Here is a 17,239-nt window from a genome sequence, read left to right as displayed (position 1 = left end):
CGACTGCAAGTGAGGACTAGTGGCCGTATTGCCCTTATGTGAAAGTTCGCTTTCGAGAAGCTGACGAAACAAGATGACCTGAGGAAACGTTTGGCAGGCGGCCGGCTCGGCCCTGACGTGCGTGTGGCATAGGACGGTCAGGCGCCTTGCCTTCTGGCTCTCTCAACGCACCGTACAGGCGGCATTGACTTGCTTGCTGAGCGATACATACCTAGCCATTGCGTCGGCTAGAGATCGACAGGCTGAGGCCTTCTGGACCGTAGCAGCTCTTGCTCAGACTACGTATCGTCCTCATTCTTGCGCATCTGCCACACGTGGGCACGCCACGCTAACTTGTCGTACTCCAAGGCAATCTTAAGCAGCCTGTCTTTGGCTTTTCCGTCAATGAGCGCTGCCGCTTTCTTTCGCGTTGCTTCCGCGCGGCCTCGCCAGTGATCGGGCTGGTACAGTTTACTTTTCGGATTCATGCCGAGAGCATGCAATCCGTAGATCAAGGAATTGCGACACCGACGCTCCGTATTATCACGTAGGAGCGACGCTCGTGCCGCCGGCTGCCGAAGCAGTCAGTCCCAGTCCACAGCAATCATTCAGATACGACTGAATGCGCATTGCAGACGATGCTCGTACGATGGATGCACAGTCACCGACAGCTTCAGACCGTTGCTCCCACCAAAAGACTTGAATCGCACGCTGCGTTAGATTGTAGGGTTCTGGACAGGTGTGGATCACCTCTGACAATCAGTCGAGTCCTGACAGTTCACGAGCATTGGGAATGCCTCAAACATCTACAATCGCCCGGGACGACCGAAGAGAGAGCCTAACATCATCCAGATGCGAGCCGGCCCGCGATTCATCGAATGCTATTCCTCTTTCTGCTGGACGTAATCGCGCGTTACGACGTCTGCGCGACCCGACTCCGATCAACGCAGACTCCGCTGACCCGACGCAAGACGGAACCTACCTCACAGATAACCCCGCCCAACCTCTTCCCTTAAAGTGGAACAGAAGCGCGATGACACCAAACATTGTCTCAGCGCGCCATAATGGTCGCTCTTGCAAGGCCGAATGCATCATCAACAACGACATAAACACATCTGGCCCCCCTGATCTCTATGCTTCGCCAGAGCTGGCCAGGGCCGCGTCGAGCCGACATCGTGGCGAGTCCGCCGTCACTCATCCGCCGGCGATTAGCTGACCATAGTACCTCAGGTCATGTCAGGCAGACTCAAGAACGCCTCGAGGCATCGAGGCATGCAGTGGCTCCACAATCACAGCAACTCCAAGACGTTCATCTGGTGCGCGCAACTGCTCGTACCTCACCTCTTTCGTAAGGCTCTGCCGGTATGGAAGGTGCCGTTCCCGTCGTCCCAGACAAATGACGAGCTCCGTACAGTGAGAACGGCAAACGTAGAGCAACGAGCTTGCAGACAGCTAAGCAGATCCGCCTGTTTCCCGGTTTGCAGGTGATGCGTTCCGGGCAGCAAAGACAATAATCAGCTCCTCCGAACTGAAGAAATGTCATGGTTCAAAAACAACGAATTCAGTCGGCTCCGCGCCTCAGACTATACTACCGCGATATCGCCCTAGGCCTGGCAATGGCAACTGTAATGATTGCGCCGGTCAACGCGCGTGATCGAACGCCGACCGCAGAAGAGAAAGAGGCCTGCATGGGAGACGTGTTTCGCCTTTGTAGCAGTCACATACCAGATCGTACCGCTATTACTGCCTGCCTCAGATCCAAGCAAGATCGTCTCAGTCAGCAATGTCGCTACGTGATCTCCGGGCGGGACATCGGCAATAAGAGCAGCGGATCGAAGTGAAGATGCTGCGAGCTGTCCGTCCGACTCCTCTCCAGAAGTCGTCCCAGCTTGACGTGCAGCACGTCACACGAGGGTTCGCCGAACGGCTCACCACCTCATGCGGGGCCGGTCAACGGACGCGTCCATCGCTCCTTGGAGGCTGTCATGCGCAGGTTCATTATAGTGAGGTGGGGTCATTTTGTAGAGCCAGCTAAGCTCAGCCTGGAATTGGCATCGATTATATTCATAGCACGCGCGGAGGCCGCTCTGCGGCTCCGCCACAGCGGCACCGGAAAGCGAGGCCTTGTGATCCGGCCGGAACATCGACGGCAAGCGGGCGCGAGACAGAGCTATTATCCTCGCATCAAGCAACTCAGTGCTCTGACTAGCCGCCGATGTCCTCTCGAGGGCACCATCGAATGGAGAAAGCTTGACCCTGACGTAGCGTCAGGTTGTAGCGTCGCCACGGATGCCACGTTCATCCGACTGCCCGCCTCAAGGACTCGTGCGGCATAGCGAGTGCGGATAGACCGGCAGCTGCCCCAGGGTACCCGGTTGCGAAGACGCGTGTGGCTGAACGGACGGACGCTAGATTGGATAAGGAACGTGTAAAGTTCGATGGAACCGCTTAAATCGATCATCGGCAAAGTTGCCACCGGCGCCACTCTGACCCGCGAGGAGGCCGCGTCAGCGTTTGACAGCATGATGTCCGGCGACGCAACTCCCTCGCAAATCGGTGGCTTGTTGATTGGGATGAGGGTCCGAGGGGAAACGATCGAAGAAGTCACGGGCGCCGCATCCGCAATGCGAAATATACTGCCCACGGTCGAGACGCGATGTGACCCCATGGATATCGCTGGCACGAGCGATACCTTTATGTGTTCGCTCAACGTATCGACGTGCGCTTCGTTCATCGTCGCCGGGGTCGGCGTTCCCGTCGCCAAGAATGTCAACCGCGCGGTATCTTTGCGCTCAAGCACCGCAGATGTGTTGGCGCGCCTCGGAGTAAAGGTCGATCTCAAGCCTGAGGCGATTGCACGTTGTGTGCACGAAGCCGACATTGGCTTCATGTTTGCGTCACCCGACTATCCGGCGATGCAGCGCATCAGGCAGATCCGGAGCGTACTTGGAACCCACACGATGTTCAATCTAATCGAGGCTCTGTCGAATCCAGCCAGGGTCAAGCGGCAGATCCTTGGAGTGTTCACTCCCGAATGGGTGCAGCCTCTGGCGCACGTCTTGAAGAACCTTGGTGCCGATTCGGTATGGGTTGTTCATGGCTCGGACGGGCTCGATGAATTATCCCTCACCGACACAAGCTTTGTTGCTGCGGTTGAGGCGGGTACAGTCCGCACGTTCGAAGTCACGCCGGAGGAAGCCGGGCTCCCCCGCTACCGCGCCGATGCGCTGGAGTGCAGTGATGTCGAGGCTCATGCCTTTGCGTTACAAAAAGTGCTTGATGGCCTGCCAGGTCGTTTTCGTGATGCCGCCCTTCTGAATGCGGCGGCCGCACTGGTGGTGGCCGGGCGGGCCTCGAACCTACAGGAAGGCGTGGCGCTTGGACAAGAATCACTTGATCGGGGCGCTGCAGCCGCTCGATTGAATCGCTTGATCGCGGTTTCAAACGCCTGACCTCCGAGCTGGTTGATGCCGCATCCTGGCGATCAATAGTGCAGCTTACGCGCGAGAAACCTGTTGCAGCCGCGAATGCGCGTAAATTGTGCCGATTTCTCATGGAGCGCCCGCTTGCGCAAGTCCTTGTCAAAACAGCTCCGCGCTGAACACTCAGCCCGACAGCCAACATTTGGTGCACTAAAGGGTGTTCGAGCCCCGGTTGCTGAGGTGAGGACCCGCGACGAAGCGTGCGCAACGCGCCAAAGGAGACGAGCGAAGATGGCCTGGCAGAGGATTGAAACACTTGGAACTATCGCAACGATAGAACACATCATTCGGAAGTTTCGGGAATTGATCGATACAGATAGCTCGATCCCGCCGGAGCTGCGGCGTGCGCTGCACGAGACGCTGGATGGGCATCTTCTGGAGGCAAAGCGGCGTGTTCTCCTGAGAGAACATTAGGTCCGGATGCCGTTTACACACGGAGAGACACTGGCAGGCCGGCGTTGCGCTCTATGCCCACGCTCAAAAAGCTTGCGGCCAAGCTTGGCTTCGAGCTGCTCGCTCGTTCAGCGGTGATTCCGATGGCGATTGCTCAGCGCCGCTCATCTCGCCGCGGACTGGCCATCGATGGTGATGGCCTGCATACGCACCCTGACCAACTCTACATTTCGTCCAAACTGGCCGACTGGGGTCATGCGTTGGACACGCCGCCGGCGCGTTCGCCGGATCGCTCCTCCAAGGCCTCAGCCACAAGCTTCCCCCTCAGGGCAGCGCTGAATGCTTGCGACACCAGCCCCTCGGGGGCCCTCTTCGGGCAGCATGAGCTTGGCCACGTTCTCATTGGCCCGCTAAAAGGGGCTTGAATCTGACGTAACGTTAAATCGTAGACTCTTGAGGTGTTACCTACATGGGTGTGAAGGACTTCGGATGCCTCAGCTGGTCAGATCCGCGGACCGGTCGATGGTCATGCTCCTTATGCCAGATGGCCCATCGGTCGAGAGGACTTTGCAGCGAGTTCCGATTGCGGCGCTAAGGGTAGCACGTAACTTTCAATGGTGGGGCATTTCGGATCTGGACGAAGTGGCGGTCGCGTACCGCCCCGCCAGAGAGCCGATAACGACAGAATTGATCGAGGTAGAACTCAATCCGAAGCACCTAGATGGCGCTGCTTTCCTGAAGCTGACGCAAGCCCCTCCTCTGGCGCAGCAGCGCACAAAATCAGTTCGCCGAACCCGCTACCTTCAAGCTGCTTTCCCGCACGTGGCGTCTCGATCGCGCAAATGTGTGACAGACGGTGGGCCTGCGCAGGTTTTCGAAGTGACCCGGCGTCTTACTCCGCGTGACCAGCGCGGCATCTGACGTTATTGCATGGCATGCTGGAGCAGCAAGTTGAAACACCCGGACGGTGGGGTGGCAAGGCTGTCATGCTTGCCATGACCATCCCATCCTGATCAAGTCCAGATGCCCGGAGGTCGCGAATGCCGCGGATCCTAATTATGAATGCCGGTACGCCTCAGATGTCGGGCGCCCATCTAACAAAGGCTCAACGTTCGCTGGCCGCCAGCTCGGCATACCGTTCAGCGTGGTTTGCTCAGGAGGGCGACCTGATCGTCTCCCCGGTAGTGATCCCGGCGGATCTGTTATCCTTCATTGGCGCGACGCTCGATTTCGATGCATCGAGTCTTCGCCTTGTTGTACCTGCGAGCCGCCAATCGACGATCCTCGATGATTGCACGTTGCTGTCCCAGCCCGTTGTCGAGCGGCTCAAAAGACATATTCGTCAGAAATCCGCCTGGCGATTGAATCCCTGCTACTTTACTGAAGGTGTCGCACGCTTGGCGGCCAAACTTGGCATATCGAAGACCGGGTACGACTTCGCTCTGCAGCGCGGGCCTGATCTTTTGAATCGCAAGAGCCACTTCCGTCAATTGGCAACAAGCGTCGCACTTCCGCTCCCTCATGGATGTGTCGCGACGGACCCAAATGGACTATTCAAAGCGGTCACTGCCCTCAAATCCGAGACCGGCAGGGTCATTGTAAAGTTGGATAATGGAGCTGGAGGAGTCGGAAATGTCATCTTGACCGGCAGCAAAAGCGATCCGCTACCTGGAGCCAGAGATACTCGGATGATTTCGTGGCCGTCGCTTGATCCTGACGCGCTTTACTCTGAGATCACTACAGCATCGTGTAAGACGCTGGTCGTGGAATCATACCACTTGGCCCGATCTTTATTTTATCTCGAGTATGCAATCCAGGATGATGCATCAATCGGTTTTATCAACAGTGGAAACATACGCCTGCGTAAAAGCACAGATCGGTCGGAACGGGCTCTCACCTGGACGGGGCTTGAGCTTCCAAGCGACCTGGAGAACGAGCAATGGTTGACTGCCCAGGAGCATGCCTACCGATTTGTGGCACTAGCGAGAGACCTGGGCTATCGCGGAATGATCAACATCGACGCCATTTTCACAAAAGACGGACGGTTGCTGTTCAATGAAGCGAACGGCCGCTGGGGTGGCGGATCGGTGTTACACAACATTGCGATCCGGCTGCTCGGCTTCGACTATTCCAGCCGCAACGTTATTCTATCTGTAAGAAATGTGCGATCGCCATCCTTTCAAGCGGCGCATGATCGCTTCTTCAAAGAAGGATTCCTATTCGACCGCACACGTAAGGCGGGCGTGATCCCGCTTGCCGCCGACGAGGAGGCTGGTACCGTGGAGTGCGTTGTGATTGCGCCCGACAGGACCGCGGCCCACGATCAGCAACACCGACTTTTGAGTTCCTAGGGAGAACATCTCACACGCTCAATTCACTGCCCCGTTCCAAAGCAGCGCTTTCTCAGCCCCTAGATAAAAGGGAGCAAAGTCAGAGCAAATGGGTTCGGCGCTGCGGCCGGCTGCCCTCGCTTCAACGCCGGACACGGCGAGAGGCTAGGCTGTGATCGCTAATGCCAAACGTCGGATCCTGATCGTGCCCCTGCGGGGGACATATTTCTCGCCCAGCTGACCGCTCGCTGCAACGGGCTATCCTGCGCAACGGCATCGGCCAGGCGCATTGCGTCCATCAATCCCACGTTGCAGAATATTAGAGTCATGCTCAAGCGGCTGCGCTTGCAACCAGTGACTTTGCAAGTGAAACAGCGCGGAACCGATCTTCGGGTGAGGGTTATGGCGAGTGAGACCTTCGTCAACCGGCTGATCGCAAAGCTGAACAGCGATGCCTGGCCTAGAGCTCTTACGCAGATGCTCATTGAGGCTGCCAATACCAGTAGCATACTTCTGACCAGCTGAGCTGTGCCACTTATTTTCCTTGATGATAGGCGACTTGCATACTCTCAAGAGGTCGGTTTCATCGGCGGAGGGATTCGCCTGGCTTGCGACGATGCGTGTCCGCCCGCGAGGCGCTCAGACGACGGAGTGCGGCAAGGATGACCCGCTCGCCGGAGTTTTGAACTCTGCTGCATCGCTGCCAGTGTCGTAGACACGCGGCTATGCCCTTCTTCTGGTCCTACGCGAGCCATCGTCCAAATCTCAGAAGAGAGTCCACATCAGGCTTTGCAGTACGCTCCTTGAACCCGGCCCTGATGCGTGCCCGCCTTGACAGCTCGATAAGAGACGCATCTCGAAACGCGAGAGGCTCGCCACTACCGCTTGCGAAAACCCAGGCCGTCCGGGATACACCATCGCGCAGCGCCGACGCGCCTCCCTGGTCTCACCCTAGCGAGGAAGATGGCCACAATCACCGAGCAATCTTTGCTCGGAGGCGCGTGGTGGCCTATACATGGATCAATGTTAAGCAAGGCTTCCGACCAGAATTGTCGCAGACCTTACGACGAACAGCTGACCACAAGATGAGAAATGTAATAAGTTCCCGGAGAACTCGCCCGCCACCCGATTCTCAGAGAACCATATTAGGCGCGCTACCTCATAGCCGAGCGCCAGAACTTTCGATGATCCGGCGGTTCGCGCCGCCGCGTTTTGAACAGAAGTAGACGAGAGATCGGCGCTCCCCGCTCGACACCGGCTTTACTTCATGCCGGACCTTACATGTTGTGACAAGCACGGCGCCAAATGGCGGTCGGAATACGTGCTGTTCGTGCCTAGTAGGATATACCACGAACTCCCCCCCGTCGAAGTCTCTCGCTAGCTGCACAATCACCGAGTACTCGAAATCCGGATCACTCTCCGCATCCAAATGGATGCCAACAAAGGACCCGGGCGGCATACGATGCATTTGGCATCGGCGAACCACGTAATCTGAGGATGCCCCGAAGATCTGTCTCAGCGCGAAGCTGCGGTCTTTACTTTCAATTAGCTCCATGATCTGCCCTGAAGCTGTACCACTCACGTTGCTAGGCCTGTGGCCGGGTGGAGCTACCCTCACGCGCTTCACAAAGACGCTGTGGAAGTCGCCGGCATCTCCCTCCCGCACTTCTTCTTCCGGAATCTCAGCCTGCAGCTGATCGATCTTGGCCAAGTCGGCTTGGGTGAACAATATCTGGGGAGCGATCACGGCCGTCCCCTTTACCAACAGCTCTACGCGGTACTTTGTCAGCACTTCTTCTGAAAGCAGGCGGGATTTATCACTCATTGTGCGCGCCATGCGAGCTCACTCCTTTGATCTTCGAAGCAGGACTCCGGGTCCTGGTGCATTGAGACGAATGCTTGCTCCCAATGCTCGCCATCGAACTCGGTTATTCTTACGCGTGCGATCGTGCTTCTATCCAGGCATCGAATATTCACGCTGAACCCGGATGGGTTCGACCTCGGCCTATAGAATGGTTTTACCCCACAGAGCCGGCAAAACGTGTGCCGAGCAATGTTCTTGTTGAACTGATACGTAGTGAGAAATTCTTCACCGCGCTCGATGCGTAGCTTATCGCCAGTTACGAGCAAGTGGATAAACCCAGACATTTGACAAATCGAGCAATTGCATCGAACTCCAGAGAGCTCTCGCGGCGCTCTGACGTAGAACTTGATAGAGCCACAATGGCAACGGCCATGATGTTGGATCTCCGAGTGATCATCTCCCGTGCGCGCCGCAATTCCGATGAGATCGCGGCACCACTGGACGCTGATCCGATAGGCTCTAAAGAATTCATCCAAAAAGCGACCACTACGGTCAGGCTGCACAAGTTCACCAATCAGCCGGCCTGTCATTTCTCCGTGGTACTTCTCCGCGGGATCTTCTCCGCCGACATGGCTGCGAAAATACTCAAGATCGTCCGGCTGCGCTTTGAAGGTTTTGGCCAGAGTGGTCCACAGCGACTGGATCATGTCCGCAGCATGTAGCTCAAAAGCTACCATGTAAGCGCAACGAACGAGGGAGTCTTTCGAGGACAATCCGGCATAGAGAGAATGCAGGTACTGCTTCGTCCTAGAGGTATAGTTGGGCAGTATTGCTCGGCCGAGTAGTTGGGAGGCATCCTTTTTCAACAGGTTGGAGTGAAAGTTTTTCGTCAACAGAATATCCGGTAGCGCGGCCTTGCCCCCCTGGAGAATTCGGCCATGGCCACCGGTCTCATCCCAACAGATAAAGTTCGCGACCACGCTGGTCAGCTCAATGTCTCGCGCAATATCCCGATTGTGACGCATTGCATCAAATATGAGGTCCCTTTGGGACCCCGCCTGCAGGTACGGGAACGCCTGTGACATCGCCAGATATTCGGGCAGCAGACTGGCTACCTGATCTTCGGACATCTGCGCGGCGAACGGATGCGGGCCGAACAGGGCTCGCGCTTGCTCGGTCAGGTACTCGCAGCATATCTTCGGAGGCTGATCCGCTGCAGCTCGAGACGCTTGAGATGTCATGTGACCCCTGCAGATGAGAAGCGAACGGTCCCTGACGGAGCAACTTCGTGTCCGGGCCAACCATTAACCGTCCTGGGTTTCATCGGCTTCGAAGGGCCAATGATCGCGTTCACCTTCCAGGCGAACTTTCGGTAGTTTCCTTCGCGATGGCAGACAGCGCCATGCTCAGTCCAACTCATGAGCATTGAAGGAATGCGTTCAGTATTGGAGCGGCGGGAATCCGATCGGATTCCCGTCCACGAGCAGTCCGACGCCGCAACGCCCGCCACGAGCAGCATTCGCGCGGAGACTCATAATGGATACTGCGCCGCCCACGCCATTTTGATGCTAATGTCGCGTGCGCGAGTGGCGTGCCTGGCCGCTCGGCGCGCTTGCAGCTTTCGCGATGTTGGGCGAATGGATCAAAGCCTCGCGGTTGCTGCTCCCGCCATTTCGTCGAACCGCTGTCAGCCTGGGACAGAATTGTAGTCTCCAATTTGTACCTATGATGCTCTTAAGTCCTTTGGAGGCTGGTGTCATACCGCTGCTGGCGGCACAAAGCATCTCACAGAGACCCTCGCCCGTTCTTCGCGTTCGCGATGACCGCCTCTAAGTTCTTGGTGGCTCACAGCAATCATCATGCCAACTGTTGAATTCGCTCCGTAGGATCTGACCAAGTTGATAAAACGGTCGTGACGCCTCCTCATTGCGAGTGTATCGAACTTCAGAGCCTGCGCGCCGCTGTCAGAAAGCAAACAGCGAAGAGCCAGCGGCCGCTCACATGCGTACAGGTCTGCTCAATCGCGGAGATTGCTTCAAAGGCGACGCATAGGTTGACTCTGCGCTCCGAAGCCAGCGACAGCGCTTTGTGCGTGCAGACGGCAGCGCTAGTACGGTGACCCGGGTCGCTGACTATTCAGTCTTGGCTCGTGCCCGTTACGTGAGAAGCAATGGCCTTCCACGACCTCCAACACGGCCGAACGGGACCCTGGAACATGCGCAGGCCCCTTTGTCTGTGCCCCGACAATCCCGCGCGGTGGTCTACGGAACATGCGGCCCCGCTGCTCGCGATATCGACGGATACCATTGGCAGACGCTATTGGTAGCTGGCCGAGATGCGTCGGCACTTGTTGTGCGCTCTCCGACACGGGTGCGGCGGTGATACATTCCTCGGGCGTATCCACTATCATGGCCTGGACTCTCCGGATCGAGCGTCACGAGCAAGTGCCGCAAGATCGGGTTCGAGCTTCGGTTGAAGCGAGAAAATTGCGTCTATCAACGCCTGCGCCGGTTGCTCAGCGGCCTCAACCAGCGCCGCCCTCTCGGCCCGCGCAGAGGGAGCGAACACACGCTTAACGACCGTCGGCGAGCCCTTGAGGCCGCAGTTGGAGGTGTCTTCGACACCGGCTTGTTGCGCGCTCCATTTCACGATTTGGGCACGCGCTGCACGCAAGGCATCCGCCATCGCGCCGCGCCGGATCTGATTAGTCGCCTCAAGCATGGTGACGAGGCACGGCAATTTGGTTTGCAACACCTGCACACCTCCTTCGCAGCGTCGTTCCACTTCAATCGTTTGAGCGGCGAGGTCCAAGGATCGGATCTTCGCGACGTAAGTTAGCTGCACTACGCCCATTCGCTTTGCGATGCCGGGCCCTACCTGCGCAGTATCGCCGTCGATGGTCTGCTTTCCCGTGAAAATGAGATTCGTCGGGCGATAGTCCTTACCGATTTTCCGGATGGCGGTTGCAAGTGCATACGTTGTGGCCAGTGTGTCGGAGCCCGCAAAGCAGCGATCGGTGAGTAGGACGGCGCGATCAGCACCATAAGCCAGCGCCTTTCGCAAGGACTCTTCTGCCGATGGCGGTCCCATGGTAAGCACGGTAATTTCGCCGCCGAATCGATCGCGCACCTCCAGCGCGGCCTCGAGCGCGAAGAGGTCATATGGGTTGATGATGGTCGGCACTCCCTGGCGCATGATTGTATTGGTCACGGGGTGAACACGGATTTGCGCCGAGTCCGGAACCTGTTTGATGCAGACGACATTGTGCACGATGTTGCTCCAACAGTTGCGATAGCTACGAAGAGAACAGCAAGTGTTGTACCATCGCCGCCGTTTCGGAATCGGCTCGCTGTCACAAGGGCTTAAAACGGGCGATAAGTCGCTCCAGCCCGCTCTTCCTGACGAACGAATGCCGACACAAGTCAGGGCACCGACAACGCGGTTCCGCTCGTCACGCCAGCCGAGAGACGCAAGGAATGCTCGCAGGCTAACTGCCGCGAACCACCTGCGGGCATCGGACCGATCGACGGTTAAGCATTGCCGCTCACACGTCCGCAGAATAGGGATAATAGCTTATTACATGTTCGAGCTACCGACGGTTCGCGATTGTATGGTGCGCAGGTGAGGCTCTGTAACTCATGGCGCACAAATCCATGTTGCGCGCGCGCCACGTCGTCGCCGCAGGCCGGCCCATTCCCTTCAGAGGGCGTAGATTGCCTCTTCGGAATCATTCTTCAACTATCTGTTTGGCAGCAGAAGTTCCGGCGGATGTGGTTGTTCAGAACCGCTTTATCTCAACTCCGTATTTTCGCAGCGCATAGCCGATTTGGCGCGGGGTTAGTCCGAGTAGGCGCGCTGCCTTGGCCTGCACCCAGCCAGATTTTTCCATGGCCGCAATGACACGCTCGCGATCGGTCATGCTCGAACCACCAACGAGAACTGTGCCGGCAGGTGCCAGTGGGGCCGATTCGCAGACAGACTGCGGTGGCAACGTCGTTTGAGCTAGCGGAATGATGGACTTTGCAGGCATCGGCTGCATGGGTACCGCCACGTCGGTCTTGTCGTTCGATGTGCTTTTCCAGAGCATCATGGAAAGGCACTGGCCTTGGGAGCATGCAAAGTCACTTCTCACAATCGACGGCCCAGTACACAGCGTCGCTGTTCGCTCGATGCAGTTTTCGAGTTCGCGAATATTTCCCGGAAACCCGCAGTTCATCAGTACATCCATCGCACTCGCCTCCAGGGTGAGCGTACGGCCGTTCTCGCTGTTGAACTTTCTGAGGAACTCTCTGGCTAGCAGCGGAATATCAGTGCGTCTTTCGCGCAGCGGCGGCAACAACAAGGGAACTACGCTAATACGATAGTAGAGGTCCGCGCGGAAGTCGCTCCTTGCCACAGCCTCTTCAAGGTTCTTATTGGTCGCAGCTATGACTCGAACATCGACCTTAATCGTGTGATTGCTGCCGACGCGCTCGAACTCCTGCTCTTGCAGAACTCGCAGCAACTTCGCCTGGAACGGAGCTGAGATCTCTCCGATCTCATCCAGAAATAGCGTCCCTTTGTCAGCAAGCTCGAAGCGCCCCTTGCGCGAGCTGACCGCACCGGTAAAGGCACCTTTCTCATGGCCAAACAATTCCGATTCCAGGACCGTCTCGGGCAGCGCCGCGCAATTCAGTTTAACGAACGGTCGTTTAGCACGGGACGAGGACTCGTGAATTGCCTTGGCTACGAGCTCCTTGCCGGTGCCGGATTCGCCACGCAGCAGAACCGTGCTGTTCGATTTGGCTACAACCGCAATCTTCTCGAGCAGCCCGCTCAGCGCGGCGCTGTCGCCAATAATCCCGTGGGCGTGAAGCTTCTTGCGCTCGCGAGCGACCACCCCAAGCTCAACTACCTTCTGTGGCTGGTCTTTGTCCACTAACAATCGTTCGCGATCGCAGGCGAACAAGCGATGTAGCTTCACTGTTTGTCCCACCAAGTCGGCGACCATAGCGAGCAGCCGCGCATCGTACTCGAGCCGAAGACTGGAACTATCGTCCTGGATACGGTCTACCGCCAGCGTACCAACGACCCTCGCTTCGATACGAATAGGAGCCCCAATGAACGATACGCGCACGCTGTCGGAGGCGCCGAGAAGCTCCCGGTCGGCAGCGCTGAAGGCCGGCTCGCCGGCTACGCTCTCGACAACAAGAGGCCCGTCTGTCGCTACGATCTGGGCGATTGCATTCTGCGGCAGCCACGTGCGGTAACGTTCGTCACTGCCTTCGCTCCAGCCGGCGCGAACGGTAATTTCCGGGATGCCGTCATCGCGGAATAGTGAGACGATGCCGTGTCGCATCTGCACAAACGATTGCAGCAGGCCAAGGACCTTGGCCAACGTGACTTCGAGCCGATCAGGAGCGCTGACTACTTTCGATATTTCGAAGATGCCGGCCAGCGCGCTCTCATACGACGGCTGCCCCGAGGGATTACGCTCCGGCTCCGGTTGCGAGGTAGGTCGTTCGCCCGAGGATGGGATATGCAGCATGAGCCTGTCTCCGTTGTCTTGATTATCCTCCCTGGAGTCATGCTGGGATTGGCGAGCTTCGTTTTGCATGTCACTCTCTGATCTAGCCCCACGTGTTGACGGGATGACATAGAACCGTGACACCTTATTATGGCACGACACGAAACTTGCAATGTGCCCTCGTTTCACTTTTTGCGGATCGTGCGCGTCGTCAGCGGAGAACATACGTGCCGCTGCAGGACACGTCAGCTGCGTCGCCAGAGCGGCGGCTTTACAAATGCTGCCCGCCATTGATCGGCACCTCGGCTCCCGTGACATAACTCGCCGCATCCGAGCACAGGAAGAAGATGACCTTGGCCACTTCATCCGGGGTCCCCACTCTGCGCAGCGGGATACTTGGCACGAGACGGGCTTCCGTGTCCGGCGATAGCATGTCGGTCTTGATTTCGCCGGGTGCGATCGCATTCACGCGAATGCCATGCGGCGCATAATCATAGGCCAGCTCGCGTGTGAGGCTCGCAAGCGCCGCTTTCGACGTCGCATAGGCGCTACCGGCGAATGGGTGCACCCGTGAGCCTGCTATTGAAGTCACATTTACGATTGCTCCTGACGCGGCTCTTAGCTCGTCAAACAGACCCTGCGCCAGCAGGATCGGAGCTACCAGATTAAGATGAAACACCCCCATCCAGGTCTCGGTTGACGTGGTCAGCGACGTCATCCGATCGCCAGTGGGCGTTTTCGGCGAGACCCCGGCATTATTCACCAGCGCGTGCAAGGGCGCACCAGCCAAGCGCTTCTTGACCTCGGTGATCGCACGCGGCAGCATTCGATGATTGCTGAGGTCGATCTGGAAATGATCGTCATTCCCTGCCTCCCAGGAGCATCGCTGGCTGTCGAAAGGTTGGCGCGCGCAAGAAATGACACGCCAGCCCGCCTCCGAGAACAGCTTGGCAGTGGCATGACCAATTCCGCGCGATGCCCCGGTGAGCAACATCGTCTTTTGTTCTCTACGATTATCACGCGCTTTATCGGCGTAAACGAGGCAACCCAAATGTGTTTCGGCCAGCGGCTCTCTAATCAGATTGTCATTCGGCAGATCGAGATCCAAGGCCGCCTCCTCTACTGCTAGGCCAGCGGACGATTAGCAGGATTTGCGCCACTGCGGTGCAGATAAATCACCTCCATTTTGCGTCCTAACGTCGCGCACGCCGAACACTTGGCCGATTTCAGACAGCCGTGGGTGTGCTTTGTGACAACAATGGCAAATCAGCTACGTAAGCTCTCTAGCACACTCGCCTGCTTCATCACAGGGGACGGACCGCGCTCGCTTTCTTGATCGCGCAACCGAATGAGCTGCGGCTTGTCGCCGCCTCACCGAAGTCAACGACCGCTCGGGAGCGACCACGGACATTTTGCCGTGCTAACTCCAAAACTGACGTACCCGCCTCGCACGTCAGATTTGTCATTCGTCGATTCTGTTTGTCGCACCCCTGGGCAGAACTCGGGATATCGCTGGACGGGTTGGCTCCAGGCACGAGCTGGCGAACTGATATGTTCATCCACGGTCGAGCACTGATCAGCTCCGATTTGTAGCTTACCGAAGCATGACGACGACGTGTTCCGTCTGATTAACGCTGCGCAGCACTTTAGGGCGGTTGTTATCGACGTCATGGCTCAAGCCAGGGCACCCGGCCGTCGCTTCGTTCCGCTCTTCGCTGCAAGTTCTCGCCAACAGCAGCACGTTGGGCAGACGATTGTTGCCTGTACAAGAACTGGCAGTACTCTTGGATGCAAAGAGCGACAATCAGGTCAATCAAGCGCGCTACAACTTTCATGAAGTTACGAGCTCTTGCGAGTTGTCTTCGACCAAGATCAACCTGCTCGGATCGTTCAACTCGAACTCTATAACGCGTGGAGCAAAGAGACGCGCATAGCGCGTGAAGGCGCTCGTTGGGGGAAAACGGATCACCGTGTCGCAGCGCGCAAGGAGATACATCTCAGTGAGGGCAGAAAAGCCACCCTCGGCTCCGAGGGCGGCGTTGTGCAACGGGCCGGCGTGAGGCGCCTGGAACTGTTTTGGAATCGCAAAAACATCGGGAAGTATTGCCGACATCTGCTCAAGGATGAGCGCGCTGTCCGTGCATAGGAACGCCCTCACAGGCTTCGCATGTGGTAACGCCCTCGCCTTGTCAATGGCATTACAGACCTGTCGAAAGGCGCGCTCCGCGTCCGCCCAGTAGGGAGCATGCCCCATAATGTCCTCACCGTTGCCATGCCGGACATGAATGCCGATCACGCTGTACGGCTCAAAGTGCTCGCGGTAGATAGCATCAATCCGAGCCTGAATTGCAGCTCGCGGCTTGATGCTCCGAAAGATCTCTCGCTCCGCCTCCTGATCGCAGCGCCACATCAGGCAGGCATCACACACAACCGTGTTAGCGTCACTATCGCTCTGACTTTGGAACAGTTGATCGAGTTGGTCGCGTTCACGGAAGATCTGCTCGTCCGGGCGGTAGACGCAATCGATAGATGGCTTGTTCCACCATACCGGAAAGAATGGTCCCGGAAACGAACGTTTGTTGATGTCGTCGTCGCAAATCACCGGCACGCCGGCAATGTCTTCAACCGGTTCGAAGAAGACCGGAAAGGCATTGGTGAATGGTTCATCAAGATAGCAAGACCCCCGCCAATCGATGGCTAGCGTCCGCCCTGTCTGCTTTGCAAAACGCCAAGCTGCCGCCAGGGACCACAGACAGTCGCCAAAACCCGTACGTCGCCGGGACACTACGAACCGATCATTCATCGCACCGCTAACCATCTCGATTTCCTTTTCGCGCGCTCCTGGTTGGACAAAAGACATCGATACAGACATCTCGGGTCTCTTCTCCCCCGGCGTCACAGTCTGCAATCGCGGTGCCGGCGAGCTGCGTCGGTAGAACTTCATAGCAGGGCTATCCGTGATGGCCGCGTCCTCTCAACACTTTCTGTCCTTTCTTCAGCGGTGTTGCATCGACCTGCCCGAAGTCCAATGCCCAATACTCCCTGCGCGTCGGATGGAATGGCCCCCTCACATGCAGGCATAGGAGGCGTGGCCACATGAGCTTCGTGGTGCTTCACCAGGGACACTCGGGACGGATCGATCTCTGCCCCGAACTCCCCTGCCAGCAGCTGCCGCAGCAACAGTTTGGCGTCTAACGTAACCGGCTGAAACACAACAGGACGCTCGAGCGTGGTTTTGCAATAAGCTTCAGTCGCGTAGAACGCGATGCGGTCGATCTCCCCGAGCTCGACTCCTGCGGTAGACAGGCAGTATCGGATCGAGTTGCTAGGGAGCTTGTTGGATGGCTTGACACAGTTGAGACGCTCGTCTTCGACAGCAGCAATGACGCGGTGATCCTGCACAAGAACCGCAGCGCCATCGTGAACAGATCTATTCGGCAGCTCCGGAGAGCTTTCATGGATTTTATCAAGGTCACAACTCAGTCCCGGGCACAACATCCCGTTCTCCATCGTCATGACGGGAAGGCCAACTGCCGTCCCACCGAAGTAACCTATACAGTCACGCTCCGCCGGTGCGCGGGCCAGACAGCACAACACGACTTTACAAGGTCTGTCTCGGCGCGTAGCGACAGGCGCTCATAAATAGGGTGCTGGCGTCCGATGCAGACCGAACAGGCGGCCATAGAGCTGGCTTGATCACGGCCTCTTAAGGCCGTTGCAGAAGCCGCTGTAACAGACCAGGCCG

11 protein-coding genes are annotated in these 17,239 nt (G+C 57.4%); 4 read left to right on the top strand and 7 right to left on the bottom strand.

Annotated features, from left to right (window positions below):
• The first annotated feature begins 2,417 nt into the window (after positions 1–2,417).
• The 4 genes from trpD to I6F12_RS11280 all read left to right on the top strand — a co-directional run bounded on the left by trpD (position 2,418) and on the right by I6F12_RS11280 (position 6,709).
• Complete coding sequence (gene trpD, locus I6F12_RS11295) at positions 2,418–3,431, top strand: anthranilate phosphoribosyltransferase (RefSeq protein ID WP_225126415.1); 1,014 nt, start codon at positions 2,418–2,420, stop codon at positions 3,429–3,431.
• 497 nt (positions 3,432–3,928) lie between these two features.
• Complete coding sequence (locus I6F12_RS11290) at positions 3,929–4,279, top strand: hypothetical protein (RefSeq protein ID WP_225126413.1); 351 nt, start codon at positions 3,929–3,931, stop codon at positions 4,277–4,279.
• Positions 4,280–4,912: 633 nt separating this feature from the next.
• On the top strand, positions 4,913–6,205 hold the full coding sequence (locus I6F12_RS11285) for a peptide ligase PGM1-related protein (RefSeq protein WP_225126408.1): 1,293 nt from the start codon (positions 4,913–4,915) through the stop codon (positions 6,203–6,205).
• Between the two features lie 306 nt (positions 6,206–6,511).
• Positions 6,512–6,709 carry a hypothetical protein gene (locus I6F12_RS11280; protein WP_036015433.1) on the top strand — a complete coding sequence of 66 codons (198 nt, stop codon included), beginning with the start codon at positions 6,512–6,514 and terminating at the stop codon, positions 6,707–6,709.
• Between the two features lie 634 nt (positions 6,710–7,343).
• Here I6F12_RS11280 and I6F12_RS11275 read toward each other — a convergent pair.
• The 7 genes from I6F12_RS11275 to I6F12_RS11245 all read right to left on the bottom strand — a co-directional run bounded on the left by I6F12_RS11275 (position 7,344) and on the right by I6F12_RS11245 (position 17,010).
• Positions 7,344–8,021: a 2OG-Fe(II) oxygenase gene (locus I6F12_RS11275; protein WP_036015434.1), complete on the bottom strand. Its 678-nt coding sequence runs from the start codon at positions 8,019–8,021 to the stop codon at positions 7,344–7,346.
• On the bottom strand, positions 8,006–9,229 hold the full coding sequence (locus I6F12_RS11270; protein WP_225156254.1) for a GFA family protein: 1,224 nt from the start codon (positions 9,227–9,229) through the stop codon (positions 8,006–8,008). The genes I6F12_RS11275 and I6F12_RS11270 overlap by 16 nt, the downstream gene beginning before the upstream one ends.
• Positions 9,230–10,394: 1,165 nt before the next feature.
• Positions 10,395–11,258, bottom strand: a complete 864-nt coding sequence (locus tag I6F12_RS11265; RefSeq protein ID WP_036015436.1) for an electron transfer flavoprotein subunit beta/FixA family protein — start codon at positions 11,256–11,258, stop codon at positions 10,395–10,397.
• Between the two features lie 508 nt (positions 11,259–11,766).
• A complete protein-coding gene (nifA, locus tag I6F12_RS11260) occupies positions 11,767–13,584 on the bottom strand; it encodes a nif-specific transcriptional activator NifA (protein WP_225156253.1) in 1,818 nt (605 codons plus the stop codon).
• A gap of 181 nt (positions 13,585–13,765) precedes the next feature.
• On the bottom strand, positions 13,766–14,602 hold the full coding sequence (locus tag I6F12_RS11255; RefSeq protein ID WP_225137354.1) for an SDR family oxidoreductase: 837 nt from the start codon (positions 14,600–14,602) through the stop codon (positions 13,766–13,768).
• 723 nt (positions 14,603–15,325) lie between these two features.
• Positions 15,326–16,438, bottom strand: coding sequence for a nodulation protein NodZ (locus I6F12_RS11250; RefSeq protein ID WP_275969515.1), 1,113 nt, complete (start codon positions 16,436–16,438; stop codon positions 15,326–15,328).
• The gene (locus tag I6F12_RS11245) at positions 16,435–17,010 is read right to left on the bottom strand and encodes a carbamoyltransferase N-terminal domain-containing protein (RefSeq protein ID WP_338129102.1); all 576 of its coding nucleotides are present in this window, start codon (positions 17,008–17,010) and stop codon (positions 16,435–16,437) included. Before I6F12_RS11245 ends, I6F12_RS11250 begins: the two co-directional genes overlap by 4 nt.
• Between the last annotated feature and the right edge of the window lie 229 nt (positions 17,011–17,239).

The sequence above is a fragment of the Bradyrhizobium sp. IC4059 genome (genome assembly GCF_020193615.1).
Lineage (GTDB): Bacteria > Pseudomonadota > Alphaproteobacteria > Rhizobiales > Xanthobacteraceae > Bradyrhizobium > Bradyrhizobium yuanmingense.
Note: the sequence above shows the minus strand (reverse complement) of the source record. Positions and strands in the feature narration are given on the sequence as shown.

Bases quoted from the DNA above. Each gene is read 5' to 3' on its own strand.
- trpD (WP_225126415.1), top strand. From the start codon at position 2,418: ATGGAACCGCTTAAATCGATCATCGGCAAAGTTGCCACCGGCGCCACT.
- I6F12_RS11290 (WP_225126413.1), top strand. From the start codon at position 3,929: ATGCCCACGCTCAAAAAGCTTGCGGCCAAGCTTGGCTTCGAGCTGCTC.
- I6F12_RS11285 (WP_225126408.1), top strand. From the start codon at position 4,913: ATGAATGCCGGTACGCCTCAGATGTCGGGCGCCCATCTAACAAAGGCT.
- I6F12_RS11280 (WP_036015433.1), top strand. From the start codon at position 6,512: ATGCTCAAGCGGCTGCGCTTGCAACCAGTGACTTTGCAAGTGAAACAG.
- I6F12_RS11275 (WP_036015434.1), bottom strand. From the start codon at position 8,021: ATGGCGCGCACAATGAGTGATAAATCCCGCCTGCTTTCAGAAGAAGTG.
- I6F12_RS11270 (WP_225156254.1), bottom strand. From the start codon at position 9,229: ATGACATCTCAAGCGTCTCGAGCTGCAGCGGATCAGCCTCCGAAGATA.
- nifA (WP_225156253.1), bottom strand. From the start codon at position 13,584: ATGCAAAACGAAGCTCGCCAATCCCAGCATGACTCCAGGGAGGATAAT.
- I6F12_RS11250 (WP_275969515.1), bottom strand. From the start codon at position 16,438: ATGAAGTTCTACCGACGCAGCTCGCCGGCACCGCGATTGCAGACTGTG.
- I6F12_RS11245 (WP_338129102.1), bottom strand. From the start codon at position 17,010: ATGACGATGGAGAACGGGATGTTGTGCCCGGGACTGAGTTGTGACCTT.